22 protein-coding genes are annotated in these 22834 nt (G+C 66.6%); 10 read left to right on the forward strand and 12 right to left on the reverse strand.

Features of this window, described 5'->3' with window-relative positions; genetic code table 11:
- The first annotated feature begins 8 nt into the window (after positions 1 to 8).
- Genes ASD15_RS01350 through ASD15_RS01360 form a run of 3 tightly spaced genes read left to right on the forward strand, consistent with a single transcriptional unit; the run spans position 9 to position 3291 of the window.
- A complete protein-coding gene (locus tag ASD15_RS01350; RefSeq protein ID WP_057152910.1) occupies positions 9 to 926 on the forward strand; it encodes an ABC transporter permease subunit in 918 nt (305 codons plus the stop codon).
- Positions 923 to 1762 carry an ABC transporter permease gene (locus tag ASD15_RS01355; RefSeq protein WP_057152912.1) on the forward strand — a complete coding sequence of 280 codons (840 nt, stop codon included), beginning with the start codon at positions 923 to 925 and terminating at the stop codon, positions 1760 to 1762. Before ASD15_RS01350 ends, ASD15_RS01355 begins: the two co-directional genes overlap by 4 nt.
- Positions 1763 to 1803: 41 nt before the next feature.
- Positions 1804 to 3291 carry an aldehyde dehydrogenase gene (locus tag ASD15_RS01360; protein WP_057152914.1) on the forward strand — a complete coding sequence of 496 codons (1488 nt, stop codon included), beginning with the start codon at positions 1804 to 1806 and terminating at the stop codon, positions 3289 to 3291.
- Between the two features lie 44 nt (positions 3292 to 3335).
- Here ASD15_RS01360 and panB read toward each other — a convergent pair whose 3' ends face one another.
- The 7 genes from panB to ASD15_RS01395 all read right to left on the reverse strand — a co-directional run bounded on the left by panB (position 3336) and on the right by ASD15_RS01395 (position 9241).
- Entirely contained in the window at positions 3336 to 4235 is a 900-nt protein-coding gene (gene panB, locus ASD15_RS01365; RefSeq protein ID WP_082551473.1) for a 3-methyl-2-oxobutanoate hydroxymethyltransferase, read from the reverse strand.
- 120 nt (positions 4236 to 4355) lie between these two features.
- Positions 4356 to 4691 carry a DMT family protein gene (locus ASD15_RS01370; protein ID WP_056401868.1) on the reverse strand — a complete coding sequence of 112 codons (336 nt, stop codon included), beginning with the start codon at positions 4689 to 4691 and terminating at the stop codon, positions 4356 to 4358.
- A 6-nt stretch (positions 4692 to 4697) separates the two neighbouring features.
- Positions 4698 to 5195: a 2-amino-4-hydroxy-6-hydroxymethyldihydropteridine diphosphokinase gene (gene folK, locus ASD15_RS01375; protein ID WP_057152917.1), complete on the reverse strand. Its 498-nt coding sequence runs from the start codon at positions 5193 to 5195 to the stop codon at positions 4698 to 4700.
- The gene (gene pcnB, locus ASD15_RS01380) at positions 5192 to 6790 is read right to left on the reverse strand and encodes a polynucleotide adenylyltransferase PcnB (protein ID WP_082551474.1); all 1599 of its coding nucleotides are present in this window, start codon (positions 6788 to 6790) and stop codon (positions 5192 to 5194) included. The genes folK and pcnB overlap by 4 nt, the downstream gene beginning before the upstream one ends.
- Positions 6783 to 7454, reverse strand: a complete 672-nt coding sequence (locus tag ASD15_RS01385) for an HAD family phosphatase (RefSeq protein WP_057153622.1) — start codon at positions 7452 to 7454, stop codon at positions 6783 to 6785. The genes pcnB and ASD15_RS01385 overlap by 8 nt, the downstream gene beginning before the upstream one ends.
- Positions 7454 to 8122: a DnaA regulatory inactivator Hda gene (gene hda, locus ASD15_RS01390; RefSeq protein ID WP_057152919.1), complete on the reverse strand. Its 669-nt coding sequence runs from the start codon at positions 8120 to 8122 to the stop codon at positions 7454 to 7456. Before hda ends, ASD15_RS01385 begins: the two co-directional genes overlap by 1 nt.
- Before the next feature lie 36 nt (positions 8123 to 8158).
- The gene (locus ASD15_RS01395; RefSeq protein ID WP_057152921.1) at positions 8159 to 9241 is read right to left on the reverse strand and encodes an AI-2E family transporter; all 1083 of its coding nucleotides are present in this window, start codon (positions 9239 to 9241) and stop codon (positions 8159 to 8161) included.
- A 139-nt stretch (positions 9242 to 9380) separates the two neighbouring features.
- Here ASD15_RS01395 and purM point away from each other — a divergent pair, with 139 nt between their 5' ends.
- The 3 genes from purM to ASD15_RS01410 all read left to right on the forward strand — a co-directional run bounded on the left by purM (position 9381) and on the right by ASD15_RS01410 (position 12188).
- Positions 9381 to 10424, forward strand: coding sequence for a phosphoribosylformylglycinamidine cyclo-ligase (purM, locus tag ASD15_RS01400; protein WP_057152923.1), 1044 nt, complete (start codon positions 9381 to 9383; stop codon positions 10422 to 10424).
- A gap of 215 nt (positions 10425 to 10639) precedes the next feature.
- The gene (locus ASD15_RS01405; protein WP_057152925.1) at positions 10640 to 11194 is read left to right on the forward strand and encodes a flavodoxin family protein; all 555 of its coding nucleotides are present in this window, start codon (positions 10640 to 10642) and stop codon (positions 11192 to 11194) included.
- A 10-nt stretch (positions 11195 to 11204) separates the two neighbouring features.
- The gene (locus ASD15_RS01410; protein WP_082551475.1) at positions 11205 to 12188 is read left to right on the forward strand and encodes an enoyl-CoA hydratase/isomerase family protein; all 984 of its coding nucleotides are present in this window, start codon (positions 11205 to 11207) and stop codon (positions 12186 to 12188) included.
- Between the two features lie 34 nt (positions 12189 to 12222).
- On the opposite strand, the gene ASD15_RS01415 is transcribed toward ASD15_RS01410, so the two are convergent.
- Entirely contained in the window at positions 12223 to 13155 is a 933-nt protein-coding gene (locus ASD15_RS01415) for a LysR family transcriptional regulator (protein ID WP_057152927.1), read from the reverse strand.
- Positions 13156 to 13282: 127 nt separating this feature from the next.
- Between ASD15_RS01415 and ASD15_RS01420 the strand changes: the two genes are divergently transcribed.
- From ASD15_RS01420 to ASD15_RS01435, 4 genes are read left to right on the forward strand one after another with little or no spacing between them, the layout of a single operon-like run.
- Positions 13283 to 14023 (forward strand): SDR family NAD(P)-dependent oxidoreductase, encoded by a 741-nt coding sequence (locus ASD15_RS01420; RefSeq protein ID WP_057152929.1) that lies wholly within the window; start codon positions 13283 to 13285, stop codon positions 14021 to 14023.
- Between the two features lie 41 nt (positions 14024 to 14064).
- Positions 14065 to 14304, forward strand: coding sequence for a 4-oxalocrotonate tautomerase family protein (locus tag ASD15_RS01425; RefSeq protein ID WP_057152931.1), 240 nt, complete (start codon positions 14065 to 14067; stop codon positions 14302 to 14304).
- Positions 14301 to 14951 (forward strand): DsbA family protein, encoded by a 651-nt coding sequence (locus tag ASD15_RS01430; protein ID WP_057152933.1) that lies wholly within the window; start codon positions 14301 to 14303, stop codon positions 14949 to 14951. Before ASD15_RS01425 ends, ASD15_RS01430 begins: the two co-directional genes overlap by 4 nt.
- Before the next feature lie 58 nt (positions 14952 to 15009).
- Positions 15010 to 15402, forward strand: coding sequence for a nuclear transport factor 2 family protein (locus tag ASD15_RS01435; protein ID WP_082551476.1), 393 nt, complete (start codon positions 15010 to 15012; stop codon positions 15400 to 15402).
- On the opposite strand, the gene ASD15_RS01440 is transcribed toward ASD15_RS01435, so the two are convergent.
- From ASD15_RS01440 to ASD15_RS01455, 4 genes are all read right to left on the reverse strand, one after another.
- The gene (locus ASD15_RS01440; protein ID WP_057152935.1) at positions 15392 to 16606 is read right to left on the reverse strand and encodes a 6-phosphofructokinase; all 1215 of its coding nucleotides are present in this window, start codon (positions 16604 to 16606) and stop codon (positions 15392 to 15394) included. The genes ASD15_RS01435 and ASD15_RS01440 overlap by 11 nt on opposite strands.
- Positions 16607 to 16649: 43 nt before the next feature.
- On the reverse strand, positions 16650 to 18659 hold the full coding sequence (locus tag ASD15_RS01445) for an alpha/beta fold hydrolase (RefSeq protein ID WP_082551477.1): 2010 nt from the start codon (positions 18657 to 18659) through the stop codon (positions 16650 to 16652).
- Between the two features lie 83 nt (positions 18660 to 18742).
- Positions 18743 to 20770 carry a S9 family peptidase gene (locus ASD15_RS01450; RefSeq protein ID WP_229418016.1) on the reverse strand — a complete coding sequence of 676 codons (2028 nt, stop codon included), beginning with the start codon at positions 20768 to 20770 and terminating at the stop codon, positions 18743 to 18745.
- Complete coding sequence (locus ASD15_RS01455) at positions 20767 to 22791, reverse strand: alpha/beta fold hydrolase (RefSeq protein WP_057152939.1); 2025 nt, start codon at positions 22789 to 22791, stop codon at positions 20767 to 20769. Before ASD15_RS01455 ends, ASD15_RS01450 begins: the two co-directional genes overlap by 4 nt.
- Positions 22792 to 22834 lie beyond the last annotated feature (43 nt).

A 22834-nucleotide genomic window follows, 5' to 3' on the forward strand; every position in this document is an offset into this window, starting at 1 on the left:
GGCTTTCCATGTTCACATTCTTCAAAGACCTGCTGACGCTGCGCTGGCTGAGCGGCCGCAGCGCCGTCATCGCCGTGCCCTACCTGTGGCTGATCGGCGCCTTCCTGATCCCCTTCCTGATCGTGGCGCGCATCAGCTTCACCGAGGTCGATGCCGGCAATCCCTTCGGCACCCTGGTGACCTATGCCGAGGGCATCGTCGATATCAAGATCAAGGTATCGAACTACCTGTTCATCGCGGCCGACGAGCTGTATGTGCTGACCTATCTGAGCTCGCTCAAGTACGCCGCCATCACCACCGCCTGCTGCCTGCTGATCGGCTACCCGTTCGCCTATTTCATGGCGCGCGCGCGGCCCTCGCTGCGCCCGGTGCTGCTGATGATGGTGATGCTGCCGTTCTGGACTTCCTTCCTGCTGCGCATCTACGCCTGGAAGGGCATCCTGGCCAACCAGGGCATCCTGAACAACTTCCTCATCTCCATCGGCGCCATCCAGGAACCGCTGCACATGATGAACACCTCGTTTTCGCTGGTGCTCGGCATGGTGTACGCCTACCTGCCGTTCATGATACTGCCGCTGTACACCAACCTGGCCAAGATGGACCTGCGTTACCTGGAAGCGGCGGCCGACCTGGGCGCCACCCCGTGGCAGGCGTTCTGGCGCATCACGGTGCCGCTGTCGAAGTCCGGCATCATCGCCGGCTCCATGCTGGTGTTCATTCCCGCCGTGGGCGAATACGTCATCCCCGAGCTGCTGGGCGGCCCGGAAACGCTGATGATAGGGCGCGTGCTGTGGGACGAATTCTTTACCAATAACGACTGGCCGATGGCGTCCTCCGTCACCGTGGTGGTCATTCTGCTGATCCTGGTGCCGATGGCGATCCTTAACAAATACCAGGCCGAACAAAGCGAAGGAGGGCGCAAATGAAGGGCTCCCTGATCCCGCGCTGGTTCGGCCGCGGCTGGCTTTCGCTCGGCTACATCTTCCTCTACCTGCCGATCATCGTGCTGGTGGTGTTCTCGTTTAACAGTTCGCGCCAGGACATGGTGTGGAGCGGCTTCTCCACCCAGTGGTACGGCGAGTTGATGCACGACAGCGAGATCATTTCCGGTTTCGGCCTGTCCTTGCGCATTGCCTTCCTGACGGCCTGCTCATCGGTGGTGCTGGGCACCTTCGCCGCCTTCGTGCTGAACCGCTACCGCCGCTTCGCCGGCCGTACCCTGTTCTCGGCCATGACCAGCGCGCCGCTGGTGATGCCGGAAGTGATCATCGGCCTGTCGCTGCTGCTGATGCTGGTGTCGGCGCAGAAGATGTTCGGTTTCCCGGAGCGCGGCCTGAACACCATCTGGATCGGCCACACGCTGCTCGGCATGGCCTACGCCACCGTGGTGGTGCAGTCGCGCCTGCAGGAGATGAGCAAGTCGCTGGAAGAGGCGGCCATGGACCTGGGCTGCCGTCCCTACCAGGTGTTCTTCCTGGTCACGCTGCCCAACATCAAGCAGGCGCTGGCCTCGGCCTGGCTGCTGACGTTCACGCTGTCGCTGGACGATGTGGTGCTGTCGGCCTTCCTGTCCGGGCCAGGCTCGACCACCATGCCGCTGGTGATCTTCTCGCGCGCCCGCCTCGGGCTGGACCCGCGTGTGAACGCGGTGGCAGCCATCACCATCCTGGTGGTGACGGTGGCGGTGATCGCCTCCAGCGTCTACATGGCGCGCACCCAGCGCGCACGAATGAAACAAGTCTCCGCCGCCGGCAAGGCGTAAAATGATCTGGCGGGCGCCTGCCCGCCAATCAAGGAGCAAGCATGGCAGACGCACTTTGGCACGAGCGCGCACTTGCGCTGAACATCGACGGCCGCGCCTTCATCAACGGTGAGCGCGCCTGGTCCCGCACCGAACAGCAGTTCGACAAACATTCCCCCATCGATGGCCGCAAGCTGGCCGCCGTGGCCCGCTGCGGCGCGCCCGACGTGGACGCGGCCGTGCAAGCCGCCCGCGCCGCCTTCGAGGATGGCCGCTGGGCCGGCATGCCGCCCGCCAAACGCAAGCGCGTGCTGATCCGCTTTGCGGACCTGATCCAGCAAAACGCCGCCGACCTGGCGCTGCTGGAAACCCTGGACATGGGCAAGCCGATCAAATACAGTCAGAGCGTGGACGTGGGCGCGGCCGCCAACTGCATGCGCTGGTACGGCGAAGCGGTGGACAAGGTGTACGGCGAAATCGCCCCCACCGCCAGCAACAGCCTGGCGCTGATTACGCGCGAACCGGTGGGCGTGGTGGGCGCCATCATTCCGTGGAACTACCCGATGATCATGGCCGCGTGGAAGATCGCCCCGGCGCTCGCGGCGGGCAACAGCGTGGTGCTCAAGCCGTCCGAAAAGGCGCCGCTGACTTCATTGCGGCTGGCCGAGCTGGCGCTGCAGGCGGGCATTCCGGCCGGCGTGTTCAGCGTGCTGCCGGGCTACGGTAACGAAGCGGGCAGCGCGCTGGCGCTGCACATGGACGTCGACTGCATCGCCTTCACCGGCTCCACCCGGGTGGGCAAGCAGATCATGCAGATGGCGGGGCAGTCGAACCTGAAGCGCGCCTGGACTGAATTGGGCGGCAAGTCCGCCAACATTGTCTGCGCCGACTGCCCGGACCTGGACGCGGCGGTGGCGGCGGCGGTGGGCTCGATCTATTTCAACCAGGGCGAAAGCTGCAACGCGCCGTCGCGCCTGTTCGTGGAAGAGTCGATCAAGGACGCCTTCATCGAAAAGGCGCTGGCCATGGTGCCGCGCTACCAGCCGGGCGATCCGCTGGACGAAGCCACCGTGATGGGGGCCATCGTGGACGAAGTGCAGATGAAAACGGTGCTGGGCTATATCGAGGCGGGCAAGGCAGGCGGCGCGCGGCTGCTGGCGGGCGGCGCGCAGGAGCGCGCGCAAAGCGGCGGCTATTACGTCGCGCCGACCTTGTTCGACCAGGTCGACAGCGGCATGAGGATCGCGCAGGAAGAGATATTCGGACCGGTACTGTCGGTGCTCAGCTTCACGGATGTGCAGGACGCGGTGAAGCAGGCCAACGCCACGCCGTACGGCTTGCAGGCGGCGGTGTGGAGCGCCAACATGAGCAAGGCGATCCAGGTGGCGCGGGCCTTGAGGGCCGGCACGGTGCACGTGAACCAGTACGACGGCGACGACATCACCGTGCCTTTCGGCGGCTACAAGCAGTCCGGCAACGGGCGCGACAAATCGCTGCACGCCTTCGACAAGTACACCGAGCTGAAGACGACCTGGATACAGATCGGCTGACGATGGGCGGGTGACGCGCCCGAGGCGCCAACCCGCCGTTGCGCCTAGAAGCAGTGTTCCTGGGCCGGGAAGGAACCATCCTTGACGGCGGCCACATAGGCGCTGACGGCCGCGTCGATGCTGGTCTGCCCTTCCATGAAGTTCTTCACGAAGCGTGCCTTGCGGCCAGGGAACACGCCCAGCAGGTCGTGCATCACCAGCACCTGGCCGGAGCAGTCCGGACCGGCGCCGATGCCGATGGTCGGCATGGCCAGCAGCTCGGTCACTTCCTTGCCCAGCTGGGTGGGAATCGCCTCCAGCACCACCATCGCGGCGCCGGCGGCCTGCAGCTTCAGCGCGTCCGACTTCAGCAGCTCGGCGCTCTCGATGGTCTTGCCCTGCACCTTGTAGCCGCCCAGCTGGTGCACCGACTGCGGCGTCAGGCCCAGGTGCGCGCATACCGGCACCGAGCGCTCGGTCAGGAACTTCACGGTCTCGGCCAGCCAGGCGCCGCCCTCGATCTTCACCATGTGCGCGCCGGCCTGCATCAGCTTGACCGCGTTGTCGAACGCCTGCTGCGGGTTGGCGTAGGTACCGAACGGCATATCGGCCAGCACCAGCGCAGACTTGTTGCCACGCGCGACCGCCCGGGTGTGGTAAGCCACTTCGTCCAGCGTCACCGGCAGCGTCGAGTCCAGGCCATTGCAGACCATGCCCAGCGAATCGCCGATCAGCAGCACTTCCACGCCGCAGCGGTCCATCAGCGAGGCGAAGCTCGCGTCATAGCAGGTGAGCATGGTGATCTTGTCGCCGGCGGCTTTGCGCGCGTTCAGCGCTGGGATGGTGACCGCCTTGTGCGCCACGGGTTTTGCCGGCGCCGCGGCCGGAGCGGCGGCAGCGCTTGCACCAGCGGCCGGCACAGGAGCGCTGCCCGCCATTTCGTTACCTTGCAAATAACCAGACATGGATGTTCCTCAAGTAGTGTGATCCCGGTGGCGCCAGTGTAATGCCTGCCGCCAAACCGCGTATTCTACCTGCGAAAGAACTTTCTTTTCAGCGTGGGGATCCGAAATAGACGGCGGCCACTATTTGCCCACAAAGAGGAAGGCTACGGCCGCCATGATGCAGCCGAACGCCGCCAGGTGCCGCCAGCTCACCGGCTCGCCCAGCACGGTCACCATGAACACGCCGAACACGATCAGCGCGATGGCCTCCTGCGTCACCTTCAGCTGCCCGGCGCTCCAGCCGCTGGCAAAGCCGATCCGGTTGGCCGGCACCGCCAGGCAGTACTCCACGAACGCGATGGCCCAGCTGATCATGATGACCGTGAACAGCGGCTTGTTCATGCCGCCCTTCAGGTGCCAGTACCATGCAATGGTCATGAAGATGTTGGAGGCGGCGAGCAGAAGGAGGGTTTGCATGGGCGCTTACAGCTTGGTGATGGCCTGGCCGGCGACGGCCGATTCGAAGCAGCGCGCGGGGACGCGGCCGGGGATGGCGATGTTGCCGGCGATTTCCAGCAGCGGCACGATGACGAAGGCGCGCTCGCACATGCGCGGGTGCGGCACGGTCAGCTCGGGGCTGTTGATCTGTTGCCGGCCGTAGAGCAGCAGGTCCAGGTCCAGCGTGCGCGGGGCGTTGTGGTAGGGGCGCTCGCGGCCGTGCGCCTGCTCGATGCCCTGCAGCGCCTGCAGCAGCGCTTGCGCACCCAGTTCCGTTTCCAGGCAGGCCACGGCGTTGATGTAGTCGTCGCCGCTGGAGTCGATCGGGGCGGTGCGGTACAGCGAGGAGACGGCGCTCACGGTGCAGCCGGGCAGGGCGCGCAGGCGCGCGATGGCGTCCTGCACGTTGGCCTGTGCGTCGCCCAGGTTGGCGCCGATGCCGATGTAGGCGGTGGTGCCCATGGCGTTCAGCACCGCGCTCATTGGCCGTCGTTGCCGCCGCCGTTGCCGGTGTCGGCGCTGGCAGGGGCGCGTTTGCGGGGCGCGCGCGGTGCACGCGAGCGCGGCGGACGCGGTTCGCGCGGCGCGGCGTCGGCGCCTGCTTCCGCGTGCGCATTGCCCCCCGCTGTGCGGCCGCCGGCCTGGCCCGCGTCGGCGCGGCTGCCGCCGCTGTAGTCGCTGTCGCCGTCCTGGCTGCCTTGGCCGGCATCGCCGCCTTCGCCGCCTTCGCCGCCTTCGCCTTTGCTGCGGCCGCCGCGGCGCGGAGGACGCTTGCGCTTCGCACCGCCGGCAGCGCCGCCGCCGTGGCTCAAGCCGGCCACCAGCTGTTCGCGTTCGGTTTCGTCGCCGTCGTAGAAGGCGGTCCACCATTCGCCCAGCTCGGCGTCGATCTCGCCCGAGGCGCAGCGCAGCAGCAGGAAGTCATAGCCGGCGCGGAAGCGCAGGTGTTCCAGCAGCTTGTACGGGTTCTTGCCGGTGCGGCGTTCGAAGCGCGGCTGCATCGACCAGATGTCGCGCATGTCCGAACCGATCTTGCGCTGCAGGGCCAGTTTTTCGGTTTGCGAATCGAGCACGTCGTCCGCCGCCAGGTGCAGCGCGGGGATCGGGAATTCGCTGGCGGCCTTGTAGGCGTTCCACTTCTCCAGCACCTGGTGCCACAGCAGCGACGCGAACAGGAAGCCCGGCGAGACGGTCTTGCCGGCGTGGATGCGCTTGTCGGTCGAGTCCAGCGCCAGGGTCACGAACTTCACGCCCAGCGGCTGCTCCAGCACCACGTCGAGCAGCGGCAGCAGGCCGTGATGCAGGCCTTCCTTGCGCAGCTGCAGCAGGCAGGCCAGCGCCTGGCCCGACATCAGGAGCTTGAGCATCTCGTCGAACACGCGCGCCGGGGGCACGTTGTTGATCAGCGGCGCCATGATGGTGATCGGCTCGCGCGTGCCCGGCTCGATCTGGAAGCCCAGCTTGGCCGCGAAGCGCGTCACGCGCAGCATGCGCACCGGGTCTTCGCGGTAGCGCGCTTCGGGCACGCCGATGATGCGCAGCGTCCTGGCGCGGATGTCCTCGATGCCGCCGTGGTAGTCCCACACTTCCTCGTTGGCCGGGTTGTAGTACATGGCGTTGATGGTGAAGTCGCGCCGCTCGGCGTCCTCGGCCATGCTGCCGAAGGTGTTGTCGCGCAGGACGCGGCCGTGTTCATCCTTGGGCGCGTTCTCGATCGAGGGGCCGCGGAAGGTGGTCACCTCCAGCAGGTCCTGGCCGAACATCACGTGCACGATCTGGAAGCGCTTGCCGATGATGAAGGCGCGCCGGAACAGGCGCTTGACCTGCTCGGGCGTGGCGTCGGTGGCGATGTCGAAGTCTTTCGGCTTCACGCCCAGCAGCAGGTCGCGCACGGCACCGCCGACCACGAAGGCCTGGTAGCCCGCTTCCTGCAGGGTGCTGGTGACGCGCACGGCGTTCGAGGACAGCAGGCGCGGGTCGATGCCGTGCTGGTTGGCGCCAAGTACCACCGGGACACTGGTGTCTCGCACGGGGGCTTCTTTGACACCGAGGATTTTGCGGATCAATTTCTTAATCATTGAATATATTTATCGTTGGCCAGCCTTTTTCGGCGGCGTGGCTGGTCAGTGCGGCGTTCGGATTGGTGGCCACCGGGTGGGTGACGACCGACATCAGCGGGATGTCGTTGTGCGAGTCGCTGTAGAAATGCACGGTCTCGAAGTCTTCCAGGCGCTTGCCCAGTTTCTCGAGCCAGGCCTTGGTGTGCACCACTTTGCCGTGGCCCTGGGTCGGCGTGCCCACCAGCTTGCCGGTGATGCTGCCGTCGGCCGCCACTTCCGGCATGGCCGCGATCAGGTGCTCGATACCCAGCGCCTCGGCGATGGGCGCGGTGATGAAGTGGTTGGTGGCGGTGACGATGGCCACCAGGTCGCCGGCGTCCAGGTGCTTTTGCAGCAGCGCGCGCGCGGTCGGGCGGATGGCCGGGGCGATCACTTCGCGCATGAACTGCGCGTGCATCTGGTCCAGTCTGGCGCGCGGGAAGCCGGCCAGGGTGCCGAGCGAAAACTCCAGGTACTCCACCGGGTCCAGCGTGCCGGCCTGGTACTGCTCGAAGAAGGCCTGGTTGCGGGCCGCGAAGGCCTGCGCGTCGACGGCGCCGATGCGGCACAGGAATTGGCCCCATTCGTAGTCCGAATCGATGGGCAGGAGGGTGTGGTCGAGGTCAAACAGGGCCAGGTTCATCATTCTTTCGCTTCCGCCTGCAGCCATTCGCGCAGCAGCGGCAGGGTAATGGGACGTTGGGTTTCAAGGGAATATTGGTCGAGCGCGTCCAGCATTTCCGACAGCGAGCGCATGTCGCGCCGGTAATGCGAAAGCAAATAGGGTAACACGCCGGGCGACAGCGTCAAGCCGCGGGCCGCCGCCGCCGTGGTCAATGCGGCAACCTTTTCATCGTCGGTCAGGCCGTGCAGGCGGTAGATCAGGCCCCAGCCCATGCGCGTGCGCAAGTCCTCGCGCACCGGCAGCACGGCCGGCGCCACCGCGCCGCTGCACACCATGAAGGCGTTGTTGGCGCGGATCTCGTTGAACAGGGCGAAGGCGTCGATCTGCGCCAGCGGCGACAGCTTCTCGCAGTCGTCGAGCAGGTACAGGTCCACCTCCGGCGAATAGACGAATTCGGATTCGATCGAGAACGGCGAGATGTAGCGCGCCCCTTCCAGGGCGCCGAGTGCCTTCAGGATGTGGCTCTTGCCGGCGCCGGTGTCGCCCCACAGGTAGGCGAAATGCTCGCGCGAGGTGCGGCCGGCGAACTCGCGCATCAGCGCGGCCACCTCGGCGTTCTGGCCCACCTCGAAGGAGTCGAGGGTGAGCACAGGCTCGGCGCCTAAATCCAGCACCAGTTGCTTCATGGCTCCCGCCCCGCAGTTTGCATATTCGTCTTCACACTACGCATTATAAAAGCTGCTGCGCAAGTAGTGGCCGCGAAGATGCTTGAAGGCCACCATCAGGATGGCCGAGGCGGGCAGGGCCAGCAGCACGCCGACGAAGCCGAACAGCTGGCCGAAGGCCAGCAGCGCGAAGATCACCGCCAGCGGGTTGAGGCCGATGCGCTCGCCCACCAGGCGCGGCGTGAGGAAAAAGCCTTCGATGACCTGGCCGGCGCCGTAGATCACGGCCACCGCGATCACGCCGCTCCAGTCGGTGAACTGCAGCACGGCGGCGATCAGCGCCAGCACCAGACCCAGGCCGAAGCCCAGGTAGGGGATGAACACCAGCAGGCCGGTCAGGATGCCCACCGGCAGCGCCACGTCGAAGCCGGCGATGGCCAGGCAGCTCGAGTAGTACACGGCCAGCACCACCATCACCAGCAGCTGGCCGCGCAGGTACTGCGCCAGCAGGGTGTCGACCTCCTCGGCCATGGCCACGGTGGCGCCGATATAGCGGCGCGGCACGGCGCCGGCGATGCGCGCCATCATCTGGTGCCAGTCCAGCAGCAGGTAGAACAGCAGCACCGGCACCAGCACCAGGGTGGCGATCCAGCCCAGTACGGCGGTGCCGCCCACGCGCGCCGAGGCCAGCACGGCGGTCCAGATTTCGTCGCCGCTGGCGACCATCTGCTGCGAGACGAGTTTTTTGATGCCGGCCGAATCGAGCTGCACCTTGATGCCCATTTCGCGCAGGCGCGGGCTCAGCAGGTCGTTGGCCTTGGCCAGGAAAGCGGGAATCTGCGCCTGCAGCAGCGGGATCTCGGTTTGCAGCACGGGTACCACGATCAGCACCATCGACAGCACCGCGCACAGGAACAGCAGCACCACCGCCACCACCGCGATCGGGCGCGGCACGTCGAAGCGGCCCACGCGCAGGCGGTCGATGCGGTCCACGCCGGGATTGAGGGCGTAGGCGATGATGGCCGCCGCCAGGAATGGTGTCAGGACAGGGCCCAGCGCCACCAGCAGGACGCCGAATGCCAGCCACAATGCTACCCAGAATGCCGTTTGTTTTTGTTCGACCGAGAGGGGGAATGGCATGTGGGGAAGATGTTTTTCGTAAAAACGGCAGGTTGACGGGGCATTTTGATAAAATAGCGGACTTGCCGGGTTTTGCGTCACAAATGCACGAATTCCGGCCACCGCCTTCTATTTTACCGCCTCCGCTGCGAAATACACCATGAGCCAACCTTCTAATGTTTCCCTGTCCTACCGTGACGCCGGCGTCGATATCGACGCTGGTGATGCTTTAGTCGAAGCGATCAAGCCGTTTGCCAAGCGCACCATGCGCGAAGGCGTCATGGCCGGCATCGGCGGCTTCGGCGCGCTGTTCGAGATCAGCAAGAAGTACCAGGAGCCGGTGCTGGTGTCCGGCACGGACGGCGTCGGCACCAAGCTGAAGCTGGCCTTCGAACTGAACCGCCACGACACGGTGGGCATCGACCTGGTGGCCATGAGCGTCAACGACATCCTGGTGCAGGGCGCCGAGCCGCTGTTCTTCCTGGACTACTTCGCGTGCGGCAAGCTGGACGTGCCGCAGGCGACCGACGTCATCAAGGGCATCGCCAAGGGCTGCGAGCAGTCCGGCGCGGCGCTGATCGGCGGCGAGACGGCGGAAATGCCGAGCATGTACCCGGCCGGCGAGTACGACCTGGCCGGTTTCGCGGTGGGCGTGGTGGAAAAATCGAAAATCATCGACGGCACCAAGATCGCCCCGGGCGACGTGGTGCTGGGCCTGGCCTCGTCGGGCGCGCACTCGAACGGTTACTCGCTGGTGCGCAAGATCATCGAAGTGGCCAAGCCGGACCTGGAAGGCGACTTCCACGGCCGCAAGCTGGCCGACGTGCTGATGGAGCCGACCCGCATCTACGTCAAGCCGCTGCTGGCGCTGATGGCCTCGATGGAAGTGAAGGGCCTGGTGCACATCACCGGCGGCGGCCTGGTGGAAAACATCCCGCGCGTGCTGCAGCCCGGCCTGACGGCCGAGCTGGACGGCAAGTCGTGGACCCTGCCGCCGCTGTTCCAGTGGCTGCAACAGCACGGCGGCGTGGCCGACGCTGAAATGCACCGCGTGTTCAACTGCGGCATCGGCATGACCGTGATCGTCTCGGCCGACAACGCCGACGCCGCCATGGCCCAGCTGCAAGCGGCCGGCGAAACCGTCTACCGCATCGGCGCCATCCGCGCGTCGGCGGCAGGCGAACACCAGTGCGTGGTGGTCTAATGGCCAAGGCGCGGACCTGATCCGCGCCGCAGCACACCATCCCAGGCATGCTGCGGCATGCCTTTTTTACGTCTTTATTGGTTACATGATGTATCAAATGAATTGCTGATTGTGGGATTTATGTTCGCCTTGGGAACAACTATAGTGGTTCCATGCCGAACGGAAACGACGGCAGCAGCTAAGGAAACCCCACCATCACAACCTGGAGAACCATCATGAACTCGCACATCGTCATCGTGTACCACAGCGGCTACGGCCACACCGCCAGGATCGCCGAGGCAGTTGCCGAAGGCAGCGGCGCCACCTTGCTGGCCATCGACGCCGAAGGCCAGCTGCCTGAAGCGGGCTGGGACTTGCTGGCCAAGGCGCAAACCATCATCTTCGGCTCGCCCACCTACATGGGCAACGTGAGCTGGCAGTTCAAGCGCTTTGCCGACACCGCCTCGTCGGTGTGGTTCAAGCAGGGCTGGAAGGACAAGCTGGCGGCCGGCTTCACCAACTCGGCCTCGGTGGCGGGCGACAAGCAGACCACGCTGTACACCCTGTTCACCCTGGCGCAGCAGCACGGCATGCTGTGGGCCGGTACCGGCATGATGCCGAGCAACGCCAAGAGCGCGCACCGCGACGACGTCAACTACCTGTCCTCCTTTGCCGGCCTGGCCACCGCCACCCCGTCCGACGCCGCGGTGGACGAAATCCCCGCCGGCGACCTGAAGACCGCGCGCCTGTTCGGCGAACGCATCCGCCAAGTCACGGCACGCCTGGCCTGAGGAGACCATCATGACCTTCGCCATCAAACGCATCGCCGGTGCGCTGGCGGCCGCCTTCGCCGCCGCCACCCTTGCCGCGAGCTTCGCCGGCGCCGCCCAGGCTGCCGCACCGAAGGCGCCTGCCGCCAGCGCCGCCCCGATCAGCGCCGCCCCGATTGGCGCCGAAGCGCCGGACGCCAAGATCCGCCTGACCCGTGTCACGCCGGCATACTGGAAAGTGACCTTCGCCAACGCGCCGCTGAACATCGTCGGCCCGAAGGAAGTACGCGAACTGGTCCGGATCGTGGAAGCCATCGAAGCCGACCAGCAGGTGCAGGTGGTGGTGTTCGACAGCGCCATCCCCGGCAGTTTCATCGCCCACTACGACCTGCTTACCCCGCTGGAAGAATCGACCGGCATGGCGCCCGGCCCCACCGGCATGCACCCGGTGCCGGACCTCATGGTGCGCATCGCCCGCCTGCCGATCGTCACCATCTCGGCAATCCGCGGCCGCGCCACCGGCATCGGCAGCGAGCTGATACTGGCCACCGACATGCGCTTCGCCAGCCGCGAAAAAGCCGTGCTGTCGCAGTGGGAGGTGGGCGCCGGCCTGGTGGCGGGCGGCGGCCCGATGGCGCGCCTGCCGCGCCTGGTGGGACGCGGCCGCGCGCTGGAAATCCTGGTGGCTTCGGACGACATCAACGGCGACGTGGCCGAGCGCTACGGCTACGTGAACCGTTCGCTGCCGGATGCCGAGCTGGACGGTTTCGTCGACACCATGGCGCGCCGCATCGCCTCCTTCGAGCGCGCCGCCATCGTCGACACCAAGGCGCTGGTGAACCTGGCCAGCCTGCCGCCGGACGCCGAAATGCAGCCGGGCTGGGACGCCTTCATCGCCTCGGTCAAGCGTCCCGCCACCCAGCAGCGCCTGAAAGCGCTGGTGGAGCAGGGCTTGCAGCAACCCGGCGCCATCGAGGACAACCTCGGCCGCGCCACCGCCGCCTACCGCAAATAAGCCGCCAAGGGCCGCCGGCCCTGCCCGGCGCGTGTTACACCCGCTCCCGGGGCGCGGCTTGCCCCAGGCGCCCCGTCATGAAATCGACAAAGGCGCGCACCCGCAGCGACAGGTGGCGCGCGTGCGGGTACAGCAGGATGAAGGGGCGCGAGGTGCCGCCGAACTGCGGCAGCAGCTCCACCAGCGAGCCGTCCGCCAGGTCGCGCTCGACGATGTAGCGGTAGGTCTGCACCAGCCCCGCGCCCGCGCGCGCCAGGGTCACGATGCCCAGCACGTCTTCGGCGCAGGTGTAGCCGCCGCTGGTCATCATGTCGATCTGCTTGCCGTCCACCTTGAACTGCCACGGGATCTTGCGCCCGCTGCTGGGCAGGTCGAACTGGATGCACTCGTGCTGTTTCAGCTCGTCCAGCGACTTGGGCGCGCCAGCGCGTCTCAGGTAGGCCGGCGCCGCCACCAGCACCAGTTCCGCATCCTCCAGCTTGCGCGCGATCAGCGATGAATCGGCCGGGTCGCGTCCGCGCACCACCATGTCGTAGCTTTCGTCGGCGAAATCGATGTTGCGGTTGCTGATGTGGACCTGCACCGTCACCTCCGGATACAGCGCACGGAACTCGGGCAACATGGGCAGCAGCCGGTAGTGGCCGTAGGGCGTGGGCACGCTGATGCGCAGCGGGCCCGCCGGCGCCTTCTGCGCGCCGGTGACTTCCCGCTCCGCCTCGAGCAGCCGGTCCAGCGCCTCGCGGCACTGCTCGTAGTAGCGCTGGCCGCCGTCCGTCAACCGGATCTGGCGCGTGGTGCGCACGAACAGGCGCACCCCCAGCCGCTCCTCCAGCCGCGCGATCGAGCGGCTCACCGCCGCCGGCGTCACGCCGCTCTGGTTGGCCGCCGCCGTGAAGCTGCCCAGTTCCGCCGCCTGGCAGAACAGCTCGATGGTGCCGAGCTGCATTTCGTCGAAGTTACGCTGCATAGATTACACCGTGTATTAAGTCATGTTCCATATTAGCCATTTATTGGCCCGGATGGAATAAGTAAAGTGTGTTCATGCCGCAAACAAACCCAGCGGTAACCCTCTCAAACCTGAACTGGAGCACACCATGAACAGCAACAAAACCGTCATCGTCACCGGCGCATCGAGCGGCATCGGCTTTGCCATCGCCAAGGCTTACCTGGCGCGCGGCTACAACGTGGTCGGCAACGCCCGCAGCGCCGACGGCCTGCAGACCGCCGCCGCCCAGCTGGGCAACCCCGCCAACTTCCTGCCGGTGGCCGGCGACATCGCACTGGCCTCCACCGCCGCCGCGCTGTTCGAGCAAGCCGTTGCCGCGTTCGGCAAGGTGGACATCCTGATCAACAACGCCGGCATCTTCCTGCCCAAGGCCGTGGGCGACTACACGGAAGAAGAAGTCAACACCATTGTCGGCACCAACCTGATGGGTTTCTTCTACCCGTCGCAGCAGGCGGCGCGCCACATGAGCGCCAACCAGGCCGGCCACATCGTCACCATCACCGCTGCCATCGCCGAGCAGCCCAACGCCAAGGTCAACGCGCTGCTGCCCATCCTGATCAAGGGCGGCCTGAACCACGCCACGCGCGGCCTGGCGATTGAACTGGCCGGCTCCAATGTGCAAGTCAACGCGGTGGCGCCCGGCATTATCCGCACCCCGATGCACGGCACCGACGAAGGCACCCAGCACTTCCTGAAAGGCCTGTCGCCCGCCAACCGCGTCGGCGAGACCGACGACATCGTCAACGCCGTGCTGTACCTGACCGACTCGTCTTTCGTCAGCGGCACCGTGGCCGTGGTCGACGGCGGCGCAGCGGCCGGCACCTGGTAAGCACCCCCACCGCCCATCACTTCACCCCAAGGAGAATCACCATGCCGTACGTAAATATCCGCATCACCAAGGAAGGCGCCACCGCTGCGCAGAAGCTGGAACTGATCGAAGGCGCAACCGACCTGCTGCAGCGCGTGCTGAACAAGAACCCGGCCACCACCTTCGTCATCATCGACGAAGTGGAGATGGACAGCTGGGGCGTGAACCGCGAGAACGTGGTCACCATGCGCGCGCGCGAAGCGGCAGCCCGCGCGGCGGCCAAGCTGGGAGACAAGTCATGAAACTGGTCTTCGCCGGCGACCCGATGTGCTCGTGGTGCTACGGCTTTGGCAAAGAGCTGACCGCGCTGACGCAGCGCCACCCGGAGCTGGAACTGCAGATCCTGGTGGGCGGCGTGCGGGCCGGCGCCACCGACCTGCTGGACGACACCGGCAAGCAATTCCGCCTGGGCCACTGGGCCCGGGTCGAGGACAGCAGCGGCCTGCCGTTCAACCGCGCCGCGTTCCTGGCGCGCGAGAACTTCGTCTACGACACCGAGCCGATTTGCCGCGCTGTGGTGGCGGTGCGGCGCGTGGCGCCGCAGGCCGACCAGCTGGCCGTGTTCCGCGCCCTGCAGCATGCGTTCTATGTCGACGGCCTGGACACGACCGACGGCGCGGTGCTGGCCGAGGTGGCGTCGGCGGCGCTGGCCAAGGCCGGCCACGCGGTGCCGGCCGCCGCCCTGCATGCGGAGTGGAATAGCGCGGCGGCCATCGCCGTGACGGCGGCCGAGTTCTCGCATGTGCGTTCGCTGGGCATCCGCAGCTTCCCCGCGCTGCTGCTGGACACCGGCGACGGTTTGTACGAGATCAGCCCCGGCTATGCCCATGCCGACAAGCTGGAGCAGCAATTGCAGGCAACCTTGCAGCACGTCGCTGCCGCCGCATAGCGCTGCGGCACGGGGAGGGCGCCAGCCGGCGTGTTCCCCTTTTTGAAAGGAGCATGAGATGAACCAGCCACCCACGCGGCCCGCAGCGGCCGACATCGCCGGGATCGCCGCCGTGGCCGAAGCCTATCTGCGCGGCGTATATGAAGGGGACAGCGCCGCCCTGGCGGCGCTGTTCGCGCCCGAGGCCCAGGTCTACGGCGACATCGACGGCCAGCCCTACTTCAAGACCATCGCCGCCTACCTGGCAGGCGTGGCCAGCCGCGCCAGTCCACAGTCGCTGGGCGAGCCGTACCGCATGCGGGTGCTGTCGGTGGACAGCATGGGCAGCATCGCCACTGTGCGGCTGCATTCGCCCATGCTGGGATTCAATTACCACCTATACCTGACCTTGCGCCTGGCCGACGGCGCGTGGCGCATCGTCAACAAGACCTTCGCCCACCTCACTTCTTGAGGATCTTGGCCACCGGCGCCGGGCGCAGGCGGAACGCGTCCGGCATGCCGGAGCCGAGCAGGGGCCGCAGGTACAGGCGGAAGGCGTCCGTCACGCCAGTGCCGCTGGCGGTGATGAATTCGTCCTCCATGGTGCGCGTCTTGCCCGCCACGTCGGCCAGCGGCAGCAGCACGTAGTCGGCCGAATAGTAGCCGGTGCGCTTGATGGCCACCGAGCCGCAGCGATCGCCCCACATGGCGAACTGCACCGCCTTCTCGCCCACTTCGCGCGCCTCGCGCTGGTCCACGTCCGACACGCAGCCGATGAAGGAGCGTTGCAGATAGCCGAAGGTGTCGCCGCGCACGCGCTTGATGCCCAGCCTGGCCTTGATCTGGTCGCACAGCAGGTCGGCCAGCGCGCCGGTGCCCGACAGCTGCACATTGCCGTGCGCATCGCGCTCCACCTCCTTGGCCAGCAGGGTGGCGATGGCTTCGCCGGACGCGTCGTGGATGCCTTCGGACACCGCGATCACGCAGCGGCCGTACTGCGCGTGAGTGGCTTGCACGTCCGCCAGGAACTGCTCCAGCGAGAACACGCGCTCGGGCAGGTAGATCAGGTGCGGGCCGTCGTCGGGGAACTTCTTGCCCAGCGCGGAGGCGGCCGTCAGGAAGCCGGCATGGCGCCCCATCACCACGCCCACGTAGACCCCGGGCAGCGCGGCGTTGTCCAGGTTGGCGCCGGCGAACGCTTGCGCCACGAAGCGCGCCGCCGAAGGGAAGCCGGGCGTGTGGTCGCTGCCCACCAGGTCATTGTCGATGGTCTTGGGGATGTGGATGCAGCGCAGCGGGTAGCCGGCCGCCCTGGCGCGCTCGCTGACGATGCGCACCGTGTCGGACGAGTCATTGCCGCCGATGTAGAAGAAGTGCTCGATCTCGTGCGCGCGCAGCACTTCGAAGATCTGCTCGCAGTAGGCCGCGTCCGGCTTGTCGCGGGTGGAGCCGAGCGCGGAGGAGGGCGTGGCGGCCACCATCTCCAGGTTGTGGCTGGTTTCCTGGGTCAGGTCGACGAAGTCCTCGTTGACGATGCCACGCACGCCGTGCAGCGCGCCGTACACCCGCGTCACATGCTGGAAACGGCGCGCCTCCAGCACCACGCCCACCAGCGACTGGTTGATGACGGCGGTGGGACCGCCTCCCTGTGCGACCAGAATTTTTCCCGACGGCATGCGCATCTCCTCGTGAGTGGACTGCCGCCAGCTTACTCCGTTTTTACTCGGCTTTGGCGGCCCCGCCGATTTGCCGGGCCAGGAATTTCTCCACCCGGCTCCAGAAGTCGATCTTGGTCTGGGGAATGTCCCAGCTGTGCTCCTTGTTCTCGTACTCCATCAGCTCGGCTTGCGGATTATGGGCCTTGAGCGCTTTGTAGAGGCTGCGGCCGTGGCTGAGTGGAACGTGTCTGTCGGTGCTGCCGTAAGCCATCAGCAGGGGCTGGCGGATGCGCGATGCCTGCTGCAGTGGCGAGGTGGCTGCCAGCTGCGCTGCATCTTGCTTCAAGTCGCCCACCAGCGCCGGCATGCCGGGGCCGCGCCAGTCCACGGGCAGGTAGTACGGTTCAAACCGATCTTCCTGTTGCATCAGCGCGATGTCGGTCACGCCGGCCCAGTTGACGCCGCATTTGAACAACTGTGGATCTTTCAACAGGCCCATCAAGGCGGAGTAGCCGCCGTAGCCGGCACCGGCGATGCAGATACGCTGCGGGTCAGCGATGCCCTGCTCGATGGCCCAGCGCGCCGCGTCCGCCACGTCGTCCTGCATCGACAGGCCCCACTGCTTGAGGCCGGCGCGGAAGTGCCTGTTGCCATAGCCGGTGCTGCCCCTGAATTCGGGCTCCAGCACGGCGTAGCCCCGCGAGGCGAGGAATTGCGCTTGCTCGTCCCATTGCAGCTCGCCGCCCCGTTGCCAGGGACCGCCATGCACGAGCACCACCATCGGCAGGCTTTTTTTCCTGCCACTGGGCAGTGTCAGCCAGGCCGGCAGCGGCAAGCCGTCGCGCGCCTTGAGCCATTTCAAGTCCTTCTGCCCCATGTCGTCGGGCCGGATGGCCGGCCGGGTGGCGGCAATGGTGGTGAGCTTCCCGGTGTCGCGGCGATACACCATGTAGACCATCGGTTGCTGGTCCGAGTAGCTGCGCACCAGCAGCCACGGCGATTGCGGGCGCAGCGGCGGCGTCACCAGGTTGATCAGGCCTGGCGCCAGCGTATCGATGTGCTTTTGCACCGCCTTCATGTCCTCGTCCAGCCAGGCCATGGTGCGCCCGTCGGCCAGCACTTCGTAGCCGAGCAATTTTCCGTTGCTCAGCACGGGTACTCCGCTGAAATCGAAGGCCGGCAGTGCGACCAGCGCATCACGTTCCAATTCACCGGTAGCCGGGTCCATGCGGCGCAAGGCCAGCTTGTCGCCTCCGGCACGCGTGCTGACCAGCAGTTTGCCATCGGGGCTAAATGCGACCGGGTCGAAACTGCTGGCTGATTCCCCAGCGGCGTCGAAGCTGGCCAGCACGCGCCAGCTGTCGCTGTCGGGCTGCAGATAGTAGTAGGTGCTCTTGCCGTTCATAACCGAGAGCGTCAGACGCGGCCGGCCTTGCGCATCGAGCAGCAATCCATGCATCGGTGCCGGCAAGGACACAACGCTGGTGTTTCTGCTCAAGGTGTCGATCTGGAGCAGCTCAAAACTGACGGAGGTGCCCTTGTTGTCCCATTGGGCCCGTGCGGCATGGACCGTGTTGTTGTCCCGCCCGGGCGGCTGATCCAGAAAGTAGGTGTTGTAGGGCAGTATCTCGCCCGGGGCGCTGCCATGAACTTCGCTGGATTGGCCGTCGCGGGAAACCAGCTGCCGCTCGCCGCTGCCGTCCCGGTTGACGGCGAACAGCCCCGGCGCGTAGTACCGGTTGCCAATGGCGGTCGACTTGTCGCCCAGGTTGTAGACCAGGCGCTCGTCGCTGATCCACATGAACTGGTTCACGTCGGCTTCGTCGTACTGCGCCAGTACTTGCAGCTTGCCGGTGTCCAGTTCCATCACCGACAGGCCGTCGCGCGTACGGTAGCCGCCGGTGCGCAGCGCCAGATAGCGCCCGGAGGGCGAAAGCTTGGCGCCGCTGACCGGGGCCTTTTCGAAGAACCTGCGGACCGGCACCTCGGCCTCCGCTGGCGCCGTCAACATCAGCGCGAACAGCAGCGCAGCGACGCCTTGCAGACCGCCTTGCAACACTTTCAATCCCATAGCCGCTCTCCCCTTTAATGATGAGAGAGCGTAGCTTGCCGCCGTTGAGTGCGGCGCGCGCTTCCACTGCGTGTGCGCAGGCCCTAGCGCGCTGCGTTCGGGCCGATGTGGCGGTCCAGGAATTTCTCCACCCGGCCCCAGAAGTCGACGCGGGTCTTGGGCAGCGTCCAGCCGTGGCCCTCGTCGCCGTAGATGACCAGCTCGCTGTCCGGGCTGCCGGGCTTGAGCGCGTCGTACAGCAGCTTGGTCTGCGCCACCGGCACGCGCTGGTCCGCGCCGCCGTGCGCCAGCAGCACCGGACGGTGGATGGCGGCCGCCTGCTGCAGCGGGGAGGTGGCCTTGAAGCGCGCCGCGTCCTTGACCGGGTCGCCCAGCAGGACCGGCAAGCCGAACTGGCGGTAGGTGTCGCCCATGTCGGACACGAAGCGGTTGTTCTGGCTGGCCAGCATGGTCAGGTCCGACACGCCCGCCCAGCTGATGCCGCACTGGTACAGCTGCGGATCTTTGACCAGGCCCATCAGCGTGGCGTAGCCGCCGTAGCTGGCGCCCGCGATGCAGATGCGCTTGGGATCGGCTATTCCTTGCGCCACCGCCCAGCGGGTGGCGTCGGCCACGTCGTCCTGCATGGCCAGGCCCCATTGCTTCCAGCCCGAGTGGGCGTGGCGCGCGCCAAAGCCGGTGCTGCCGCGGAACTCCGGCTGCAGCACCGCGTAGCCGCGCGAGGCCAGGAACTGCGCTTGCGCTTCCCACTGCCATTCGTTGCCGCGCACATACGGGCCGCCGTGCACCAGCACCACCATGGGCAGCATTTTCTTCGCCTGCTTCTCGCTGCCCTTTGGCAGCGTCAGCCAGGTCGGGATCACCAGGCCGTCGCGCGCCGTCACGCGGTGCAGGTCCTGCTGGGCCATCGCTGCCGGGTCGACTGCCGGTTGGGCGGCGCCGATCTTGCTGAGCGCCTTGGTCTCGGTGTTGTACACCAGGTATAGCGCCGGCTGCTTGTCGGAAAACGCCTCCACCAGCATCCATGGCGATTGCGGCCGCCGCGGCGGGCGCACGATGTTGGCGGTGTCCGGCAGCAGCGCATCGACGGCCTGCTGGACTGCCGCCATGGCAGGATCGAGCCAGGTGGTGCCGCGCGCGTCGCTCAGCAGTTCCACGCCCACCATGCGGCCCTGGCTGTACACCAGTGCGCCGGAAAAGTCGTAGTCGGCCAGCTCAAGCAGCGCATCCTTGTCCATGCCGGACCTGGCCAGGTCGTAGGTGTACAGGCCGCGCTTGTCCTTGCCGTGCTGCGCGCTGACGTACAGCTTGCTGTTCGCGCCGAAACCGAGCGGCGTGAAGACGCCGGTCGTGAGGCCATAGCTCGCGAAGCTGGCCAGCTTGCGCCAGCTGTTTTGCGCCGGGTCCAGGTACATTACCGAGGTCTTGTCCTGTTCTTCGGTCAGCACCAGGCGCGGCGCGCCGTTCTGGTCGAGCAGCCAGCTCTGCACCTCGCCGGGCCGCGTCAGCGTTTCGACTGCGCCGTTGACGGTGTTCATGCGCAGCAGGTCGTAGCTCTTCACCTCGTTGCGCACCTCGTTGAAATTGGCGCGCTGCACGTAGATGGAATCGGAGTCCTGCGCGCCCACCTGGGACAGCAGGTAGACGTTGAACGGCAGCACCCGCGTGCGGATGCTGGTTTGCGTGCTGTCGCGCGCGTACGTGGCGCGTTCCACCAGCTGGCGCATGTCGCTGCCGTCGCGGTTGGCGGCATACATGCCCGGCGCGTAGCGCACGGCGCCGGGCGCTTCGGCAAGGTCCACCGTATCGAACACCAGGCGCTGGTTGTTTACCCACTGGAACTTGCCGATGTCGGCGTCGCTAAAGCGCGCCACGCCGCTGACTTTGCGGGTGTCCAGCTCCACCACGGCCAGGCCGTCGCGTTCCTTGCCGTTGTTGACCTTGAAGGCCACGTAGCGCCCGTCCGGCGACAATTCCGCGTCGCTGAAGCTGGGGTGGTTGAAAAAGCTTTCGATGGCGGGCGGCGCGGCGGCGGCCGGACCGGGCAGGGCTGCCAGGGCGGCCGGCAGTGCGGTGCGCAGGGCCAGGTGCAAATGGGCGATACGCATCATTGCGCTCCTTTCGCAGGGCCGATGTTTTTATCCAGGAAGCGTTCCACGCGGGTCCAGAAATCGATCTGGGTCTTGGTCAGTTTCCAGCCATGCCCCTCGTCCGGGTACAGCACCCATTCAGGCGCCTGGCCTGCGGCCTGCAGCGCGTCGCGCATCTGCGTGCCGTGCTCCTGGGTCACGCGGCGGTCGGCGCCGCCGTACGCCATCAGCAGCGGACGCTGGATGCGCGCGGCCTGCTGCAGCGGCGAGGTGGCCTTCAGCTGGGCGGCGTCCTTGTCCTGATCGCCCACCAGCAGCGGCATGGCGTACTGCTTCCAGTCGTCGCTCAGGTCGGGGCGGATATGCCACTTGCCCTTGGCGCTGTACATCAGCGCGATATCGGTCACGCCCACCCAGTTGATGCCGCACTGGTACAGGTCGCCGTCGTTGACCAGGCCCATCAGCGCAGCGTAGCCGCCGTAACTGGCGCCGGCGATGCAGATGCGCTTGCCGTCGGCGATGCCTTGCGCGGTCGCCCACTTGGCCGCGTCGGCCACGTCGTCCTGCATCTTCAGTCCCCACTGCTTCCAGCCGGCGCGGAAGTGCGCGTCGCCCAGGCCGGTGCTGCCGCGGAAATCCGGTTCCAGCACGGCGTAGCCGCGCGTGGCCAGGAACTGGGTGTGCGGATTCCAGCCCCAGCTGCTGCCGCGCGAGTACGGGCCGCCATGCACCAGCACCACCAGCGGCAAATGCTTGCTGCGGCCGGGCGGCAGCGTCAGCAGGGCGGGGATCTGCAGCCCGTCGCGCGCAGCGTAGCGCACCACGGCCTGCTTGCCCATGGCGCCCGCATCGATCTTCGGATAGCTGCTGCCCACGCGGTCCAGCTTGTTCTTTTCGCGGTCGTACAGGTAGTAGCTGGACGGCTGGCTGTCCGAGTAAGCCGTCACCAGCACCATCGGGGTTTCCGGGCGGCGCGGCAAGGTCACCAGGTTGGTGGTGTGCGGCATCAGGGCGTCGATCCGCGCCTGCATCGCCTTCATGGCCGGATCGAGCCACACCGTGTCGACGGCGTCGGCCGAGTAGCGCACGCCGAGCAGCTTGTCCTTGTCCATGATCAGACTGCCTGCGAAGTCATAATCGGCCACCGTCACCAGCGGCTTGGCGGCCAGCTTGCCGCTGGCGATATCGTAGCTGTACAGCGACGTCTTATCCTGCCCGGCGCGCGCGCTGACATACAGGGTGCCGTCCGGTCCCAGTCCCACCGGCGTGAAGCTGTTCAGCTCGGCATAGGCGGGGAACGCGGTCAGCTGGCGCCATTTTTCCGTGGCCGGGTCCAGGTAGTGGATGGCCGCCTGGTCGCGGTCGAGCGTCAGGGCCATCCGCGCGTTGCCCTTGAAATCGAGCAGCCAGGCGCGCGTCGGGCCGGGACGGCTGACCTGGCTGGCCTTGCCGGTGAGCGTGTTCAGGCGCAGCAGGTCGACATAGTCGATGCCGCCGGCGCTGTATTGCGGACTGAGGACGTAGACGAACTCGCTGTCCTGCGGCCCCCGCTGCTGCAGCAGGACGACGTTGGACGGCACCAGCTTGGCCGCCGGGGACGGGTGGTCGTAGGCGATGTTGCGGTTGACCAGCTGCTTGTAGCCGCTGCCGTCGCGGTTGACGGCGTACAGGCCGGGGCCGGACTTTTCGTCGCCCGGCGCCAGCGTGCGGTCGGTCGAATCGAAGGCGATACGCTCATCGTTGACCCAGGTGATGCTGCTGATGTCGGCATTGCTGAACTGCGCCACCACCTTGGCGCTGTTGTCCTTCAGGTCCAGCACGGCCAGGCGGTCGCGCTGGCCCTTGCCGCCCAGGCGCGCGGCCAGGTAGCGGCCGCTGGGCGACAGGGTCGGGCTGCTGAACTCGGGCGTGCTGAAGAAGTCCTCAACCGGCGGCAGGGCGGCCGCCGTGGCGGACGGCGCGGCGGCGCAGGCGAACGGGGCGCCCAGCGCCGCCAGCGACAGCGCGGCGGCCAGGATGGTGCGTTGGAACAAACGCTGCATGGTTATCCTTCCGATTGTAAAATTATCAATATAACAAAGCTTG

This window comes from Massilia sp. Root351, assembly GCF_001425045.1.
Classification (GTDB): domain Bacteria; phylum Pseudomonadota; class Gammaproteobacteria; order Burkholderiales; family Burkholderiaceae_D; genus Rugamonas.